Genomic DNA, 17,398 nt, shown 5'->3' with positions numbered 1-17,398 from the left:
GACCGGGCTGGGCAGGTAGTCCACGATCGCGTCGAGCATGGGCTGGACGCCCTTGTTCTTGAACGCGGTCCCGCACAGCACCGGGGTGACAGCGCCAGCGATGGTGGCTCGCCTGATGCCGGCCTCAAGCTGCTCGGCGGTGGGCTCGATGCCCTCCAGGTACAGCTCCATCATCTCGTCGTCATGCTCGGCGGTGGTCTCGAGCAGCTTGTCCCGCCACTCCCTCGCGGCCTCTTCGTGGTCGCCGGGAATGGCCACGACGTCGTACTTGTCGCCCTTGCCCTCGGTCTGCCACAGCAGAGCGCGCATCCGCACCAAGTCGATGACACCGCGGAAGTCGGACTCCACGCCCCACGGCAGCTGAATGACCAAGGGGGTGGCACCAAGCCTGTCGCTGATCATCTCCACGCAGCGGTGGAACTCGGCACCGACCCGGTCCATCTTGTTGACGAAGCAGATCCGCGGTACGCCGTACCGGTTGGCCTGCCGCCACACGGTCTCGGACTGGGGCTCGACGCCGGCGACCGCGTCGAATACCGCGACCGCGCCGTCCAGCACCCGCAGCGAGCGCTCCACCTCGACGGTGAAGTCCACGTGGCCTGGGGTGTCGATGATGTTGATGGTGTGGCCGAGCCAGCTCGTCGTGGTAGCGGCAGAGGTGATGGTAATGCCGCGTTCCTGCTCCTGCTCCATCCAGTCCATGGTGGCCGCGCCCTCATGAACCTCACCGATCTTGTAGTTGATGCCGGTGTAGAACAGGATGCGTTCGGTCGTAGTGGTTTTGCCCGCGTCGATATGCGCCATGATCCCGATGTTGCGGACCTTGGCGAGGTCTACGGCGGTCTGGGTGGCCACGATTCCTCAGTTCTCTTTACGTCTTTGTGATTACCAGCGGTAGTGGGCGAAGGCCTTGTTGGACTCCGCCATCTTGTGTGTGTCCTCCCGGCGCTTGACGCTCGCGCCGAGGCCATTGCTCGCGTCCAGCAGCTCGTTCATGAGCCGCTCGGTCATCGTCTTCTCCCGGCGCTGCCGCGAGTAGGCGACGATCCACCGCAGCGCCAGCGTGGTGCTGCGGGACGCACGGACCTCGACCGGCACCTGGTAGGTCGCGCCGCCGACCCGGCGGCTCTTGACCTCCAGCGTCGGCTTGACGTTGTCCAGCGCGCGCTTGAGGGTGATCACCGGGTCGTTGCCGGTCTTGTCCCGGCAGCCCTCCAGTGCCCCGTACACGATGTGCTCGGCGAGCGAACGCTTGCCGTCCTTGAGGACCTTGTTGGCGAGCGCGGTTACCAGCGGCGAGCCGTAGACCGGATCGGTGACAAGCTGCCGCTTCGTCGCGGGACCCTTGCGAGGCATCTCAGCTCTTCTCCTTCTTCGCTCCGTACCGGCTCCGAGCTTGCTTACGGTTGCGCACGCCCTGGGTGTCCAGTGACCCGCGGATGATCTTGTAGCGGACGCCGGGAAGATCCCGCACCCGGCCACCGCGCACGAGCACGATGGAGTGCTCCTGCAGGTTGTGGCCGACTCCGGGGATGTACGCGGTGACCTCGATCTGACTGGTGAGCCGGACCCTGGCGACCTTGCGCAGGGCCGAGTTCGGCTTCTTCGGCGTGGTCGTGTAGACACGCGTGCAAACGCCACGGCGCTGCGGGCTCTCCTTGAGCGCAGGCGTCTTGTTCTTCGCTACCTTGTCCTGGCGGCCCTTGCGGACCAGCTGCTGGATCGTGGGCAACCGCGTCTCCGTAATTCGTGTTGGCGTTTCCGCTGTCGTTCCGGCTAAAATTCAGGCCCTCCCCGAGGCCTTCGGGGACCTCAGGTAGGCCCCCTACCTGCGGTTTCCTATCCTCCGCCGACCCCCGAGGTCGGGCGTGTCGCGCTGACCGGAGGTCAGCGGGCGCACAGCCCGGGCATCAGCGGCTCATGCAGAGCCGCACCAAAGGGGAAGGAAACCCACGTTTCCAGCCATCGCCTGCCTAGAACCAGGTCAACACCGCACTAGGTCACGCCGTCAGCTGGCACGCTTACGTGCCCATGCGCACACGGACACGAATGAAAAAACTACCATGCCGAGCGCACCAAGCAAAATCAGCGCGCACGCAAGGATCGCTCCCTCACCAGTCATCTCCAACGCCCCGCCCCCGCCGCCGCATTCCCACCCCCGTCCGCCCCGGCCGGGCGGCCGCGCCGGCCCGGCGGCCGCGCCGACGCCGCACCGTCCGCAGCGTGCCAATTGCGCAATCGATCCCGCTAGAGCGTGCCGATTGCGCAATCGACTCGCTGGCCACGTGGCCGCCAGCGGCACATATACGTACATGTCGGAAATGTGGTGGCCGGTGTGGGTGCCGGTCCGGGTGTGGGTGCCGGTGCCGACCCCGGTCCCGGTGCGGGTGCCGGTCCCGGTGCCGGCCGGGGCTGCGAGCCGCAGGCCGCAGCCGGCAAAACGGTGGAACGTGCACCACGGCGCGAGAGCGTGTTGATGGCGCCAACGAGCCCGCTGACCGGGGGCTCTGACTGAGGGCTCTGACCGGGGGGTCTGGCGCCACGCGGGCCGCGCCGGGTGAAACTACCGGCGTTCTGGTTCAAATGAAAAGGGGCTGGCGGTCGCTTTTCAAGCGGACGCCAGCCCCTTCTGTGCCTGGGCTTACCTGTTGTAGGAGCCGAAGTCGTACTCTTCCAGCGGCACTGCCTCGCCGGAGCCCTGGCCGAAGGCGTAGGTCTCGGGTTCGGCGTAGGTGCCGGGCGGGAAGGCCGACGAACGGGCGTCGTCGGTGGGCTCGACCCGGATGTTCCTGTACACCTGCATGCCGGTGCCGGCCGGGATGAGCTTGCCGATGATGACGTTCTCCTTGAGGCCGAGCAGCGGATCGTATTTGCCCTCGATGGCCGCTTGGGTGAGAACGCGCGTCGTCTCTTGGAACGACGCAGCCGACAAGAACGACTCCGTCGCGAGCGAGGCCTTCGTCACGCCGAGCAGCACCGTGTCCGCCTTCGCCGGCTCGCGCCCGTCGGCGGCAGCCTTCCCGTTCTCTTCGAAGAACTTCTCGCCGTCGAGCATCTGACCGGGCAGCAGGCGCGTGTCGCCGCTGTCCGTGATCTTCTTCTTGCGAAGCATGCTGCGCACGATGACTTCGATGTGCTTGTCGTTGATGTCGACGCCCTGGCTCTTGTAGACCTTCTGCACTTCTTGCACGAGGTAGTTCTGCAGCGCCGTCTCGCCCTTGATGCGCAGGATGTCGTGCGGATTGATCGAGCCCTCGATGAGCTGATCGCCCGCCGCGACGTGCTGTCCGTCTTGGACGGTGAGATGCACGTTGAACGGGATCTCGTAGACGTGCTCCTCGCCTTCCGCGTCGGTGACGATGACCTCGCGCAGACCCTTCTCTTCGGTGATGTGCAGGCCGCCGGTATGCTCGGTGATGATCGCTTGGCCTTTCGGCTTGCGCGCTTCGAAGAGCTCCTCGACGCGCGGCAGACCGGTGATGATGTCCTCCGACGCGACGCCGCCCGTGTGGAACGTGCGCAGCGTCAGCTGCGTGCCCGGCTCGCCGATCGACTGCGCCGCGATGATGCCCACCGCTTCGCCGATGTCGACCTGCCCGCCGGTCGCGAGGTTACGCCCGTAGCAGACCGCGCAGACCCCGACGCGCGCCTCGCACGTGAGCACCGAACGGATGCGCACCTGTTTGAAGCCGGCCGCGACGATGCGCGTCGCCTTGTCCTCGTCGATCTCTTCGCCGGCGCGGACGATGTAGTCGCCGCGTCCGCCTTCGGGATCGGGGATGTCGTCGAGGCAATAGCGACCGACGATCCGCATGTGGAGCGGCTCGATGATCTCCTTGCCCACGGCGATGTCGCTCACCGTGATGCCGTCGGTCGTCTTGCAGTCCTCTTCCCGCACGATGACATCTTGCGCGACGTCGACGAGACGGCGCGTCAGATAACCCGAGTCGGCCGTCCGCAGCGCGGTATCGGCGAGACCCTTGCGCGCGCCGTGCGTCGAGATGAAGTACTCGAGCACCGTCAGACCTTCTTTGAGGTTCGCTTTGATCGGGATGCTCAAGATCCGTCCGGACGGGTCGGCCATGAGGCCGCGCATGCCGGCGATCTGCTTCACCTGGGCGATCGAGCCGCGCGCACCCGAAGTCGCCATCATGAAGATCGGGTTGAGGCGGTTCTGCTGCTCGAGCATGGCCTGCGTCACTTCATCGCCGGTCTTCGTCCAGATGTCGATCGTCTTGTTGTACTGCTCGTCCTCGGAGAGCAAGCCTTGCTTGTACAGATCGTCGATGTCCGTGACGCGCTTGTCCGCGCTCGCGATGAGCTCGTACTTCTTGTCCGGGATGACGATGTCGTCGATCGACACGGTCGTGCCCGAGACCGTCGCGAAACGGAAACCGAGCGTCTTGATCGCATCGAGGAAGCCCGCCGTCTGTGCGTTGCCGTAGCGGCGATAGCACTCGGCGATGAACTTCTGGAGGCCTTTCTTGTCGATCGTCTGGTTGAGGAACGGATGGTGCCAATGCTCGGGGAGCGCGCAGTTGAAGATGATGCGCCCCATCGTCGTCTCGATCGTACCGGCATCGCGCCAACGCACGATGATCGGTTCGTGCAAGGTGATCGCTTTGCAGTCGTACGCGATCTGCGCTTCTTTCTCGTTGAAGAACGAGCGCGGCACGGCCTTGCCCTTGTCGTCCTTGCGGCCGTTCTTCTGCGCGGCCGTATCGGAGTCGATCGTCAGGTAGTACAAGCCGAGCACCATGTCTTGCGTCGGGATCGACACGGGATTGCCGAACGCCGGCAGCAAGATGTTGTTGCTCGAGAGCATGAGGATGCGCGCCTCCGCCTGCGCGCCCGCGGAGAGCGGCAGGTGGACGGCCATCTGGTCGCCGTCGAAGTCGGCGTTGTACGGCGTGCAGACGAGCGGATGGATCTGGATCGCCTTGCCCTCGACGAGCACGGGCTCGAACGCCTGGATGCCGAGGCGGTGGAGCGTCGGAGCGCGGTTGAGCAGCACCGGATGATCCTTGATGACCTCATCGAGGACGTCCCAGACCTCCGGCCGCACCCGCTCGACCATGCGCTTCGCGCTCTTGATGTTGTGCGCTTGGCCGCGGTCGACGAGCTTCTTCATGACGAACGGCTTGAAGAGCTCGAGCGCCATCTCTTTCGGCAGACCGCACTGATGGAGCCTGAGGTTCGGACCGACGACGATGACCGAACGGCCCGAGTAGTCGACGCGCTTGCCGAGCAAGTTCTGGCGGAACCGGCCCTGCTTGCCCTTGAGGATGTCGGAGAGCGACTTGAGCGGCCGGTTGTTCGGACCCGTCACCGGACGCCCGCGGCGACCATTGTCGACGAGCGCATCGACCGCTTCCTGCAGCATGCGCTTCTCGTTCTTGATGATGATCTCGGGCGCGGACAGCTCGAGCAGCCGCTTCAACCGGTTGTTGCGGTTGATGACGCGGCGGTAGAGATCGTTGAGGTCGGACGTCGCGAACCGGCCGCCGTCGAGCTGCACCATCGGGCGCAGTTCGGGCGGGATGACCGGGATGCACGACAGTACCATCCACTCGGGCTTGTTGCCCGACGAGAGGAACGCTTCGACGACTTCGAGGCGCTTGATCGCCTTGATGCGCTTCTGACCGCTCGTCTCCTGGAACTCGGAACGCAGCTCCGCCTGCAGCTTGTGCAGGTTGAGATCGCGCAGCAGCTCGCGGATAGCCTCGGCGCCCATGCCGGCGCGGAACGCGTTGCCGTACTTCTCGCGATGTTCGCGATACTTCTGTTCGGTCAGGATCTCGCGCTTCTCGAGCGGCGTTCCGCCGGGATCGATGACGATGTACGCGGCGAAGTAGATGACCTTCTCGAGCTGACGCGGCGACATATCGAGCAGGATGCCGATACGCGAGGGCACGCCCTTGAAATACCATATATGCGACACCGGCGTCGCGAGCTCGATGTGACCCATGCGCTCGCGGCGCACCTTCGCGCGCGTGATCTCGACGCCGCAGCGGTCGCAGATCATGCCCTTGAAGCGGATGCGCTTGTACTTGCCGCAGTGGCACTCCCAGTCTTTGGTCGGGCCGAATATCTTCTCGCAGAAAAGACCGTCGCGCTCGGGCTTGAGCGTACGGTAGTTGATGGTCTCCGGCTTCTTCACTTCGCCGAACGACCACGCGCGGATCTGTTCCGGGCTCGCGAGCCCGATCTTCATCGCGTCAAAATTATTTACGTCTAGCATTTGTTATCCATCAAAACGACATGGGAGCGGTCGAGATTCATCTCGACCGGCGCGCCCGCGAGGGCGCGCCCGATCACGATCCTGTACTTTACGGCTCTACGTCCTCGATCGAACCGAGGCCCGCGTCGCCGAGCGACTCGAGCGACAGCGCATCGCCGAGATCCGTTTCGTCTTCGTCCTCGTCGGGCTCGGGCTCGAGCACCGCAGTGCTCGTCGCCGCGGGCAACGCCTCGGACTCTTCGCCGTCACCTTCCGCACCCGCGCGGCGCGGGCGCGATGCGGCGGTCGTCGGGGCGGGTGCGACGAGCTTCGGATCCTCATCGCCCATGAGCAATCCGATCTCGCTCGCCTTCTCGCTCATGTCTTCGTCGGTGAGCCGGATCTCGATCTCCTCGCGGTTCTCCGTCAGCACTTTGACGTCGAGCGCGAGCGCTTGCAGCTCTTTGATGAGCACCTTGAACGACTCGGGCACGCCCGGCTCGAGGACGTTCTCGCCTTTGACGATCGCTTCGTACGTCTTGACGCGGCCGACGACGTCGTCGGACTTCACGGTCAGCAGCTCTTGAAGCGTGTACGCGGCACCGTACGCCTCGAGCGCCCAGACCTCCATCTCGCCGAAGCGCTGGCCGCCGAACTGCGCTTTACCGCCGAGCGGCTGCTGCGTGATCATCGAGTATGGGCCGGTCGAGCGCGCGTGGATCTTGTCGTCGACGAGATGCGCGAGCTTGAGCATGTAGATGTAGCCGACGGTGACGTCGCGGTTGAACGACTCGCCGGTGCGGCCGTCGTAAAGAATCGTCTTGCCGCTCGGCGGCAGATTCGAGCGCTCGAGCCATTCGCGGATGTCGGACGCACGCGCGCCGTCGAAGACCGGCGTCGCGATGTACGTGCCGAGCAGCTTCGCGGCCCAGCCGAGGTGCGTCTCCATGATCTGGCCGACGTTCATACGGCTCGGAACGCCGAGCGGATTGAGCACGATCTCGATCGGCGTGCCGTCGGGGAGATACGGCATGTCTTCTTCGGGCAGCACCTTCGCGATGACGCCCTTGTTGCCGTGGCGGCCCGCCATCTTGTCGCCCTGCAAGATCTTGCGCTTCTGCGCGACGTAGACGCGGACGAGTTCGTTGACGCCCGGCGACAGTTCGTCGCCGTTCTCGCGCTTGAAGACCTTGACGTCGATGACTTTGCCCTTTTCGCCGTGGGGCACTTTCAGCGACGTGTCGCGGACTTCGCGCGACTTCTCGCCGAAGATCGCGCGCAGCAGGCGCTCCTCCGCGGTCAGCTCGGTCTCGCCCTTCGGCGTCACCTTGCCGACGAGGATGTCCTCAGGCCGGACCTCCGCTCCGATGCGGATGATGCCTTGCTCGTCGAGGTCCTGGAGCGCATCCTCGCCGACGTTGGGGATGTCGCGCGTGATCTCTTCAGGGCCGAGCTTCGTGTCGCGCGCCTCGCACTCGTACTCCTCGATGTGGATCGAGGTGAAGCGGTCTTCCTTGACGAGCTTCTCGGAGATGAGGATCGCGTCTTCGTAGTTGAAGCCTTCCCACGGCATGAACGCGACGAGCACGTTTTGTCCGAGCGAAAGCTCGCCGCCGTCGCTCGACGGTCCGTCGGCGATGATCGTGCCCTTGCGGATATGCTCGCCCTTGCTCACGATCGGCGTCTGGTTGATGCACGTGCCCGCGTTCGAGCGCATGTACTTGAGCAGCGGGTAGCGCCGGACGATGCCCGCCTTGTTCTTGATCTCGATGAGGTCGGCCGTGACGCCGACGACTTCACCCGACTCTTCGGCGACGACGACGCCGCCCGAGTCCTTCGCCGTCCGATATTCGACGCCGGTGCCGACGAGCGGCGAGTCCGGCTTCAAAAGCGGCACGGCTTGGCGCTGCATGTTCGCGCCCATGAGCGCGCGGTTCGCGTCGTCGTGCTCGAGGAACGGGATGAGCGCCGTCGCGACCGAGACGATCTGCTTCGGCGAGACGTCCATGAGGTGGACGTCGGCCGGGCTCGACTCGATGTACTCTTCGGCATAGCGGCAGACGACGCGCTCGTTGATGAGCCGGTTGCGCGAATCGAGCTCCGAGTTCGCCTGCGCGATACGGAACTGGTCCTCTTCGTCGGCCGTCAGGTAGATGATGTCGCCGGTGACGACGCCCTTACGGACGATCCGGTACGGCGTCTCGATGAAACCGTACTTGTTGACGCGCGCGTACGTCGCGAGCGAACCGATGAGTCCGATGTTCGGACCTTCCGGCGTCTCGATCGGGCAGATCCGGCCGTAGTGGCTGTGGTGGACGTCGCGGACCTCGAAGCCCGCGCGCTCGCGCGACAGACCGCCAGGACCGAGCGCCGACAAACGCCGCTTATGCGTCAGCTCGGCGAGCGAGTTCGTCTGGTCCATGAACTGCGAGAGCTGGCTCGACCCGAAGAACTCCTTGATGGCCGCGACCACCGGCCGGATGTTGATGAGCACCTGCGGCGTCACCGTCTCGATGTCTTGGACGGTCATGCGCTCGCGCACGACGCGCTCGAGCCGGAGCAAGCCGACGCGGAATTGGTTCTGCAAGAGTTCGCCGACCGACCGGATGCGCCGGTTGCCGAGGTGATCGATGTCGTCGATGTTCTGCGTGCCGGAGACGACCTCGAGCAGCTGACGGACGACGGCGATGATGTCGTCTTTCGTCAGGTGGCGGACGGCCTTTTCCTTGACGCGGCCGTGCGAGTCTTTGAGGTCCTCGATGCGCGGCGCCTCGACGTTCATGATCGCGAACTGGCGCTCGAGCTTGCGATTGAGCTTGTAGCGGCCGACGTTGGCGAGATCGTAGCGCTTCTCGTCGAAGAACGTATTGCGCAGCAACGTCTCGGCGTTGTCCGGATTTTCCGGTTCGCCGGGGCGCAGCTTCTTGTAGATCTCTTTCAGCGCGTCTTCGCGCGTCTTGACATCTTTGTCTTTCTCGAGACAGTTGAGGATGATCGGCGGCACTTCGCCCGTCTTCGGGTCCGCGAACAAGGCCATGAGCGCTTCGTCCGTCTCGTACTTCTTGTCGAGCGCGCGGACGAAGGTCGTCACCATGATCTTACGCGTCTTGTCGATCCGGACGCCGATCGTGCCCTCGGTCGTGTCGTTCTTGCTGCCGTTGTCGCTCTCGAATTCGATCCAAGCACCGCGGTTCGGGATGACCGTCGCGGTGTAGATGGGCCGCGTGTTCGTATCGGTGTCCTGTAGGAAGTAGACGCCAGGCGAGCGCACGAGCTGGCTGACGATCACGCGCTCCGCACCGTTGATGAGGAAGGTGCCCTTCTCGGTCATGAGCGGGAAGTCGCCCATGAAGATCTCTTGATCCGGGATACCCTTGATCTCGCCGGACTCGGACGTGATGAGGCGGACGCGCACGCGCAGCGGAGCGCAATAGGTCATGTCGCGCTCGCGGCATTCCTCGACCGAGTACTTCGGCTCGCCGAGGCTGTGCTCGCCGAACTCGAGGACGAGGTTGCCGGTGAAATCCTTGATAGGCGATATCGAGGTGAACGCCTCGCGCAGACCCTCGGTGATGAACCAGTTGAACGAGTCGCGCTGCAGCTCGATGAGATCCGGCACGTCGAGGACGTGCGGGATCTTCGCGAACGTGAAGCGCTCGCGGCGAAGACCGGGCGGCTTGAGATCCGCGCCGGCACCCTCGACGGCTTGAACGACGCCCTTGGTCTCGATGAGCGATTCGAGCGCGGCGCGCGGATCGGTGAGACGCGCGAGGCGCGCCATCGGCCGGATCTGACGCGGGCGCGCAGCCGGACGCGAGACGACCGGCTTCTTCTTCGCCGGTACCTTCGGCTTCGCGGCGCGCGAAGCGCGCGGGGCCTTCGGTGCCTTCGGCTCTTTGGACGTGCGGGTCGTGCGGGCTTTGGTTTCTTTCACGCTCTTCATCTTCTATGCGGCGATTCTGTGCGGCGAGGGGTGGATTCGAGGAGCGCTTTGCGGCGCGATAGGCAGCGGACTACGGCCTGGTCCACCGCCTCATTTGTCGTGCGCGCGATCGGCGCGCATGTCGGGGTCGAAACTAAAAGGGACGAAGCCGGTCGTCGTGTCCGGCGGTGTTATGGCGAGCCTTTCAGCTCGAGCCGACGCCGGTTCCACGCGCAGTCGTCCCAGAGTGACATAGGTTACGATTATAGCACAAAAAGATGGACAGTCAAGACGCATCCCTCGCGTCCCGACAGCCAGAATTGGCCGAGCCAAATCGATTTAGTTTTGCCAGGGTCACCACCCTATGGCCGCTACTTCGCCTCGCCACAAGGTCCCACCTCTCGATGGAGATCCGACCGCTCGGAATTAGCTCCGCTATCTGCGCCCTCGTTCAGGCAAAATCGCGCAGGTCGAGCTAAAGCTCGACCGCTACCGCTTCTTTGATTTCGCCTCCGCGACGACGCGCTCGAAGATCTCGAGCGTCTGCTCGGCGGTCGTATCCCACGGCATAGCTTCGGCTCGCTTCAAGCCGGCCTCGCGCAGTCGGGTCGCGAGCGAATCGTCGGTGAGGATGCGCTCGATCGCGCCCGCGAGCGCGGGCGCATCACCTACTGGAAAGTACAGAGCCGCCTCGCCGCCGGCCTCGGGAATGCTCGCGGCGTCCGACGCGATCACCGGCGCCCCGCACGCCATGGCCTCGAGCACCGGTAGTCCGAAGCCCTCATACCTTGACGGGAAGACGAACGCGGCCGCTCCCGCATAAAGCGATCGCAGCCTCGCGTCGCTCACATGGCCGAGGATCTCGAGTCGAACGCCGGGAGGCGGCTTCGGGATCGGATGACCGTGAAGATCCGGCCGCTCCGATAAGTGGCCGGCGATCGCGATAACGGTGTCCGAGCGCAGCGGTTCCGGTAGCCGACCCGCCGCTTCGAGGAGCGTGTCGATGCCTTTGCGGCTTTCAAGCTCGCCGACGAACAGCACGTAACGCGACGCGCCTTCGAAAGCTGCGGGCTCGTGCCGCTGCGCGAGCATCACCGGGTCGACCCCGAGGTGGACGACGTCGATGCGCTCGCTCGGCAAGCCGAGATAACGCATGAGCTCGGCTTTCGAGAAATGCGAGTCGGTGATTATCTGGGAGGCTTCGCGAGCGGCTGTCCGTACCGGGGACTGCTCGCGCGCCGCGATCGCGGGATCGGGCGGCGGCCACGCGAAGAAGAAACCGTCGTGGACGGTCGCGATCTTGACGCCGCTCGCCGTCCAGCTGAGTCCGTTCCAAGGGAACCACAGCGCGTCGAACCCGCAGCGCGCCACCGACTCTCGGTGTCTGACGGCCGGCGGGTCGAAATCGAGCGTCTTCAAATAGCGGCGCTTCTCGAACCACGTGAAGCGCTCGGGTATGACGAGCGTCGCGCGCACGCGCCGGCGGTCGAAGCGCGCCCAGCGCCCGAGGATCATGCGGACGTAGCGGCCTATGCCTCGCCGATCGTCGGCGAGATTCCAGGCGTCGACGCCGATGTGCAGACCCATCAGGCTCCTAGGTGTGCCGTGCTGACGCGTTCAAAAGGGCACCATGCCGCGCAACGATATCGTCGCGCATCTCATAATCGGGCGCAGGCGCGAGCCGTATCTCGCCGCCGTGCTCGAATCGATCGCCGATGCGTGCGCGGTCGCAGTCATCAATGATAACGGCGGTTCCATCCCGGGGGCGAACGACGATTTCCTCCAAACCTCGAGGCTTGGCAAAGACGGTCGTCTGATCGTCATCCGGACGTCGTTCGAAGGTTTCGCGTCGGCTCGCAACGCCTGCATCGACGCGACACCGGTCGAGCTGCGCGGCGCGTGGACGCTCTTCGTCGACGCCGATGAGGTCCACGGCACCGAACTCGCCGCGATGGCGCGGCTGCTGCCGTCCCTGCCGGCAGACGTCGACGCGGTCGACGGCTATAGCCGCCATTTCGTCGGATCGTTCTCATGGTGGGTCAGCGTCGAGCGACGCCTATGTTTCTTCCGCGGGCGAGGCGACCGCCGTTGGCTCGGACTCGTTCATGAACGGCTCGAACCGCTCGGCAGACGCGTCACCCTCCCGTTCGTCTGGGGGCATTACGGGCACGTCGTCACGCCGCGGATGGAATGGGAGAAAAGCCGGCTCTACAGCTCGCTCGGTCAACCCGGATTCGCTCCTACCGACGACGAGCTCGCCGGCGTCGACGCCGCACAAGCCTGGGGACGGTTCCGGCCCGACGTCATGCGGTTCGACGGAGAGCATCCGCCAGCGGTGCGGCCGACGGTCGATGCGCTGCGGATCGAGTGGGCGCCGACGCTGGCGGCCGTCGACGCGCTGTTCTCGCAGGTGAGCCTGCTCGAACGGCTTCGACGCGGCGTACGGCGCGCGAACTACGCGAGGCTCATCGCTTTTCGAAAGCTCGAAGCGGGGGCTCGCTGGGGCCGCATCGCTTAGTCCTCCCGGATCTGCGCACATTTCCATGCGAGACCGCGGCGGTCGACCGTAAAGGTCGACCGCTCCCAACATCACCGCGGCGGTCGACCGTAAAGGTCGACCGCTCCCACCACTACTGCTTAGTCGGCTTGCGCGACGGGTTCGCGGATCTGCGTCTCGTACAGCTTCGCGTAGAGACCGCCGCGGGTGACAAGATCGGCGTGCGTTCCGCGCTCGACCACGTTGCCTTCCTCGAGCACGAGGATCGTGGAGGCACGCCGGATCGTCGAGAAGCGGTGCGCGATGATGAAGGTCGTCCGGCCGACGAGGAGATGTTCGAGCGCGTCGTTGACGAGCGCTTCGCTCTGCGCGTCGAGCGACGACGTCGCTTCGTCGAGGATGAGGATCCGCGGGTCGCGCAAGATCGCGCGCGCGATCGCGATGCGCTGACGCTCTCCGCCCGACAGCCGCATGCCGCGCGCGCCGACCTTCGTACCATACCCCTCGGGGAAGCGCGCGATGAACTCCTCGGCGTTCGCGAGACGAGCGGCAGCGCGGATCTCCTCCTGCGTCGCTTCGAGCCGTCCATAGCGGATGTTGTTCTCGATCGTGTCGGAGAAGAGCTGCGGGTCCTGTGGAACGATCGCGATGGACGAACGCAGCGATTCGAGCGTCACTCCGGCGATGTCGTGGCCGTCGACGAGCACGTGACCGCTCGTGGGGCGATAGAAGCGCGGGATGAGATTGACGAGCGTCGTCTTGCCTGCGCCCGACGGCCCGACGAGCGCGACGACTTCACCGGGCTCGAAGTGCGCCGTCACGCCTTTGAGCACTTCGTTGCGGCCGACGTATGCGAAGTGGACGTCGTCGAGATCGACCTCGCCGCGCGCGCCGACCAGCGGCTTCGCGCCGGGCGCATCGGGCACTTCGACCGGCAGGTCGAGGATCTCGAAGATGCGCCGCGCTCCGACCATCGCTTTGTTGAGGTCGCCGACGTAGTTCGCGATCTGGTTCACCGGATTTCCCGCGACGATCGCGAGCGTGAAGAAGCCGGTCCACGCCTCGATCGTCAGGTGGCCGACGATGACCTCGTGGAACGAGTAGCCGGCGAGGATCGCGACGCCGAGGGTGACGATGAAGTCGACGACCGGCGTCTGCGTCAGCCCGATCTGCGATGACTTCATCGACGCGCCGAGATACGCGTCGTTGCGGTTCGTGAAGCGCGTCATCTCGTACGGCTCGCGGGCGAACGCCTTGACGACGCGCATCGACTCGAGCGACTCCTGGAGTATCGCGTTGACGTCGGCGATGCGCGAAAGCGACGCGGTCGTCGTCCGCCGCATGAGCACCGAGAAGCGCGACACGGCGAGCGCCACGAACGGCGCCACCGCGATGAGGACGAGCGTCAGCTTCCAGTTGAGGTAGAGCATCGTGCCGACCGAACCGACGAGCGTGAGCGCGGCGCTCACGAACAGCGGCATCGACGAGACGCCGACGACCATCAGGTTGACGTCGTTGTCGAAGCGCGACATGAGCTCGCCGGTGCGCCACGTGTCGAATATCTGGAGCGGCAGATACTGGATGCGCGCGAACAGGTCGGATCGCACTTTGGCGACCGCCTGTTGACCGACCGACGTGATCGTGTAGCTGCCCGCGTACGATGAGGCGTTCTTCACCAGGTTAAGGGCGAGAAAAGCGACGAGCGTCAGGAACAGTTCGGTGAGGCTTCGCGTCTGGACGGCTTGCGCGAGCGACATGCCGACCTTGTAGTAGGCGATCGTCGCTGCAGAACCGATGCCCGCGAAGATCAGCCCGACGACCATCTTGACCATGAGCGGCCGGGCGTATGCCAGGATGCGGCGGAATACCATACGGGACGTTGACTTTAGCCCCGCGATGCGCTAAATCCCGCGCGAATCGCGCTGTAACAAAGCCCGAATACTTGCGGTAGAGCCACACGACCGCAAACACGCATGCCGCGACGCGCGGCATGCCTTGCGTCGATGGAGGCCGTCAACGACCATGGGTTGCTATTACCATCCCGCCGTGCCCACCGCCGTCTTATGTCGCGATTGCGGGCACGAGATCTGTACGCACTGCGCGGTCGACTCGCTTTGCCCCGGCTGCCGCCTTGGCCAAGCGATGAAGGGCGCGGCGCAGCGCCAACCGGTGCTCACCGCGATCAAAGGCGGTTCGAACGGCAACGGCGCTCGAACGCAGACCGATCCTCGGCCGACGTTCACGGCAACCGCGCAGACCGCCGCGCCCCCGCGCGCCGGCGTCACGGTCGTCGAAGCGCCGCCGACTCCAGAGGATCGGCTGCTCGCCGCCCTGTGCTACCCGCTTTGGCCGGTCGCGATGATCGTGCTCTTCCTGCAGTCGCAGCGCTCGAAGTTCCTGCGCTTCAACGTCGTGCAATCGCTCGCCGTCAACGCGCTTGGCGTCGGGCTATACGCGATCTACGCGGCGACTTCGCACTTCCCGGTCATCGGGTGGCAAAGCGCGCTCGTCCTCCCCTTCGCAATGCCGATCTGGTTCTTCATCGACCTGTATCTCGGCGTCAAAGCGTACGGCGGCGAGAGCGTCAAGGTGCCGATCGCGGCGGAGCTCGCGTCGAAGTACGCGGCGTAGCCCGCCGCAGTCAGCGGGCGGCTCTTGTCGCCTCGGAGTGGAGCGGTCGAGCTTTACGCTCGACCGCGCGGTTGCGTTCGCGATGGCTATGCCTCCCTCAGCGAACCGCGTCCGCGGTCCAAGGCCCTACGTCTGGGGCGTCAAGAGCCGCCCGCCTTCGCCTGATGCGCTTCGTACCGGGCGAGGAATTCGCGCGCGGCCTCCTCGTGATCGACGATCGGACGCGGATAGTCGTCGGGAGAGAAAAACCCTAGCTCGACTTGCTGCGTCCGCTCGAGCTGCCACGGCGCGAGCGCGGCTCGCGTCGGCAAGCGCGTCAGCTCCGGACAGTAGCGCCGTACGTACATGGCTTGCGCGTCGAAATGCCGCGCCTGCTTCTCCGGATTGTAGATCCTCGGATACGCCGCTTGATCCGATCCGACGCCGGCGATCCATTGCCAGTTGCCGTCGCACAGCGCCTCGTCCGCTTCGATCGATGCGCGCATCCACGCGTCGCGCCCCACACGCCAATCGAGTCCGAGGTCGAAGCAGCAGAATGACGCCGCGGCGATGCCGGCGCGCTGATGGACGTGGCCCTCTTTGCGCAGCTGGCGCATCGCCGCGTCGACGAACGGGTACCCGGTGCGCCCCTCGAGCCACGCTTCGAGCTTGCCGGCGTCGGTCGACCAGCCGAACGAACGCATCTTCTCCTGCAGCGCCTCGTCGTGGAGCGTCCGGTCGAAGCTCGCGAGGTGCGTGAAGAAATCGGCGAGCGCGAGCCGGCGGAAATACGCCTCCATAGACATGCGCTCTTGCGCGAGCGTCCACGAGCGCGACATGCGTTCGGCGACCGCGCGGTAAACCGTCCGCGAACTCACGCATCCGAAACGTAGATACGGGCCGAGGCCCGATGTCGCGTTGCGCGCCGGGTATTCGCCGTTGACCGCGTAGTCCGCGAGCCGAGCGGAGACGAAGCGCGTCAGCTGATTCGTGCCTGCTTCTTCTCCCGGCGGCACCGCGAGCGGCGACGGCGGCTCCGGCAACGGACCGGGCGACGGATCGCGCGCGGTGCACGAGCTTTCGGGCGTCGCGAAGTCGACCCCGATCGACTTCCATATATCGTAGAAGGGCGGGAACACTCGATAGCCCGTCGCGCCGCCCGCCTTCCGCTCCGCGATCGTCTCCGGCTCCTGGACCGCGTGTCCGCGATGCACGTGGAACGCGATCCCGCTCGCGCCGAGCGTTTCCCCCATTTTTTGCTGCAGCGCGAACTCGCGCCCGGAATATGCTCGCGCCACGTGTACCGCCGAGGCGCCAAGCCGTTTCGCCATCGACGTCAGCGCCTCGGCCGCTCGGCCCTCGAGCACGGTCAGACTTGCGTCGCGCTTGTCGAGCGTCGAACGCAGCTGCTTGATGCAGCCCGCTGCAAAGGCACGCTGACGATCGTTGAGCGGCTCGAAGTCCTCGAGCGCGTATGCGCCGTAGACGCGTTCGGACGACCCGTTCGCAGCCGCGAGCGATGGGTTGTCACGAAGGCGCAGGTCGCGCCGAAACCAATGGATGCTGACGGTCATCCCGCGTTGCGCTTCACCGGCATCGGAGCGTGACGCCTGCAACGGCCCGCGCCGTGAGGCTCGACGAACAGGCCGCCCGTGTTATCCGGGCGGCCTGCGATGTGGGCGACGATCGCTACGCTGCTACTTGAGCGATGCGACGTAGGCCGAAACGTCCGCCAGCTGCTTGTCGGTGATCGGGAGTTTCGGCATGCCGGACTCAGGATCGATTGCAGCCGGGTTGCGCACCATGAAGGCGACCTGTCCGGCCTTGATGCCCGTTCCCGCGAGCGTCGGGCCAGGTCCACCCTGGTTCTTGGCGCCCGCGCCGTGACAGCTCATGCAGTTCGAATCGAAGACGGCCTTACCGGCTGCGACGTTCCCGCTTGCGACCGTCATGCTCTTGAGTTTCGCGAGCGGGATCGGCAGCGTCGACTTGGTCATGGGCGCGGCCGTTGCGGCCGACATGTCGGTCGCGGCCGCGGTGGCGGATGATGAGGATGACGAGTTGTCCGAGCTCGAGCTACCGGAACAAGCGGCGACGATCGCGCCTGATGCGAGCACCACGGTCAAGACCGCGAGCAATTTCTTCACAG

At 65.3% G+C, this 17,398-nt stretch carries 10 protein-coding genes and 1 pseudogene; 2 read left to right on the top strand and 9 right to left on the bottom strand.

The window, feature by feature from the left end; genetic code table 11:
* The 6 genes and pseudogenes from VFO25_11420 to VFO25_11395 all read right to left on the bottom strand — a co-directional run.
* Positions 1-855: GTP-binding protein (locus tag VFO25_11420; GenBank protein HET9343510.1), on the bottom strand; the 855-nt coding region annotated here is incomplete at its 3' end.
* A 30-nt stretch (positions 856-885) separates the two neighbouring features.
* Positions 886-1,356, bottom strand: a complete 471-nt coding sequence (gene rpsG / locus VFO25_11415; GenBank protein ID HET9343509.1) for a 30S ribosomal protein S7 — start codon at positions 1,354-1,356, stop codon at positions 886-888.
* Position 1,357: 1 nt separating this feature from the next.
* Positions 1,358-1,732, bottom strand: a complete 375-nt coding sequence (gene rpsL, locus VFO25_11410) for a 30S ribosomal protein S12 (GenBank protein HET9343508.1) — start codon at positions 1,730-1,732, stop codon at positions 1,358-1,360.
* A gap of 1,047 nt (positions 1,733-2,779) precedes the next feature.
* Positions 2,780-6,241: pseudogene (gene rpoC, locus VFO25_11405) on the bottom strand (DNA-directed RNA polymerase subunit beta').
* An 88-nt stretch (positions 6,242-6,329) separates the two neighbouring features.
* The gene (gene rpoB / locus VFO25_11400; protein ID HET9343507.1) at positions 6,330-10,154 is read right to left on the bottom strand and encodes a DNA-directed RNA polymerase subunit beta; all 3,825 of its coding nucleotides are present in this window, start codon (positions 10,152-10,154) and stop codon (positions 6,330-6,332) included.
* 477 nt (positions 10,155-10,631) lie between these two features.
* Entirely contained in the window at positions 10,632-11,729 is a 1,098-nt protein-coding gene (locus VFO25_11395) for a glycosyltransferase family 1 protein (GenBank protein ID HET9343506.1), read from the bottom strand.
* A 43-nt stretch (positions 11,730-11,772) separates the two neighbouring features.
* On the opposite strand from VFO25_11395, the gene VFO25_11390 reads away from it, so the two are divergent.
* Positions 11,773-12,660, top strand: coding sequence for a glycosyltransferase (locus VFO25_11390; GenBank protein ID HET9343505.1), 888 nt, complete (start codon positions 11,773-11,775; stop codon positions 12,658-12,660).
* A gap of 119 nt (positions 12,661-12,779) precedes the next feature.
* On the opposite strand, the gene VFO25_11385 is transcribed toward VFO25_11390, so the two are convergent.
* Positions 12,780-14,510, bottom strand: coding sequence for an ABC transporter ATP-binding protein (locus VFO25_11385; GenBank protein ID HET9343504.1), 1,731 nt, complete (start codon positions 14,508-14,510; stop codon positions 12,780-12,782).
* A 151-nt stretch (positions 14,511-14,661) separates the two neighbouring features.
* Here VFO25_11385 and VFO25_11380 point away from each other — a divergent pair, with 151 nt between their 5' ends.
* Positions 14,662-15,270 (top strand): hypothetical protein, encoded by a 609-nt coding sequence (locus VFO25_11380; GenBank protein HET9343503.1) that lies wholly within the window; start codon positions 14,662-14,664, stop codon positions 15,268-15,270.
* 140 nt (positions 15,271-15,410) lie between these two features.
* On the opposite strand, the gene VFO25_11375 is transcribed toward VFO25_11380, so the two are convergent.
* Both VFO25_11375 and VFO25_11370 read right to left on the bottom strand, forming a co-directional pair.
* A complete protein-coding gene (locus tag VFO25_11375; protein ID HET9343502.1) occupies positions 15,411-16,823 on the bottom strand; it encodes a deoxyribodipyrimidine photo-lyase in 1,413 nt (470 codons plus the stop codon).
* A gap of 123 nt (positions 16,824-16,946) precedes the next feature.
* Positions 16,947-17,396, bottom strand: coding sequence for a cytochrome c (locus VFO25_11370; GenBank protein HET9343501.1), 450 nt, complete (start codon positions 17,394-17,396; stop codon positions 16,947-16,949).
* Positions 17,397-17,398: the final 2 nt, after the last annotated feature.

The sequence above is a fragment of the Candidatus Eremiobacteraceae bacterium genome (genome assembly GCA_035710745.1).
GTDB lineage: Bacteria > Vulcanimicrobiota > Vulcanimicrobiia > Eremiobacterales > Eremiobacteraceae > JANWLL01.
This window is presented reverse-complemented; position numbering and strand designations above follow the sequence as displayed.

Excerpts from the sequence above, each read along its gene's own strand:
- rpsG (HET9343509.1), bottom strand. The coding sequence starts at position 1,356 with ATGCCTCGCAAGGGTCCCGCGACGAAGCGGCAGCTTGTCACCGATCCG.
- VFO25_11385 (HET9343504.1), bottom strand. The coding sequence starts at position 14,510 with ATGGTATTCCGCCGCATCCTGGCATACGCCCGGCCGCTCATGGTCAAG.
- VFO25_11375 (HET9343502.1), bottom strand. The coding sequence starts at position 16,823 with ATGACCGTCAGCATCCATTGGTTTCGGCGCGACCTGCGCCTTCGTGAC.
- VFO25_11395 (HET9343506.1), bottom strand. The coding sequence starts at position 11,729 with ATGGGTCTGCACATCGGCGTCGACGCCTGGAATCTCGCCGACGATCGG.
- VFO25_11390 (HET9343505.1), top strand. The coding sequence starts at position 11,773 with ATGCCGCGCAACGATATCGTCGCGCATCTCATAATCGGGCGCAGGCGC.
- VFO25_11380 (HET9343503.1), top strand. The coding sequence starts at position 14,662 with ATGGGTTGCTATTACCATCCCGCCGTGCCCACCGCCGTCTTATGTCGC.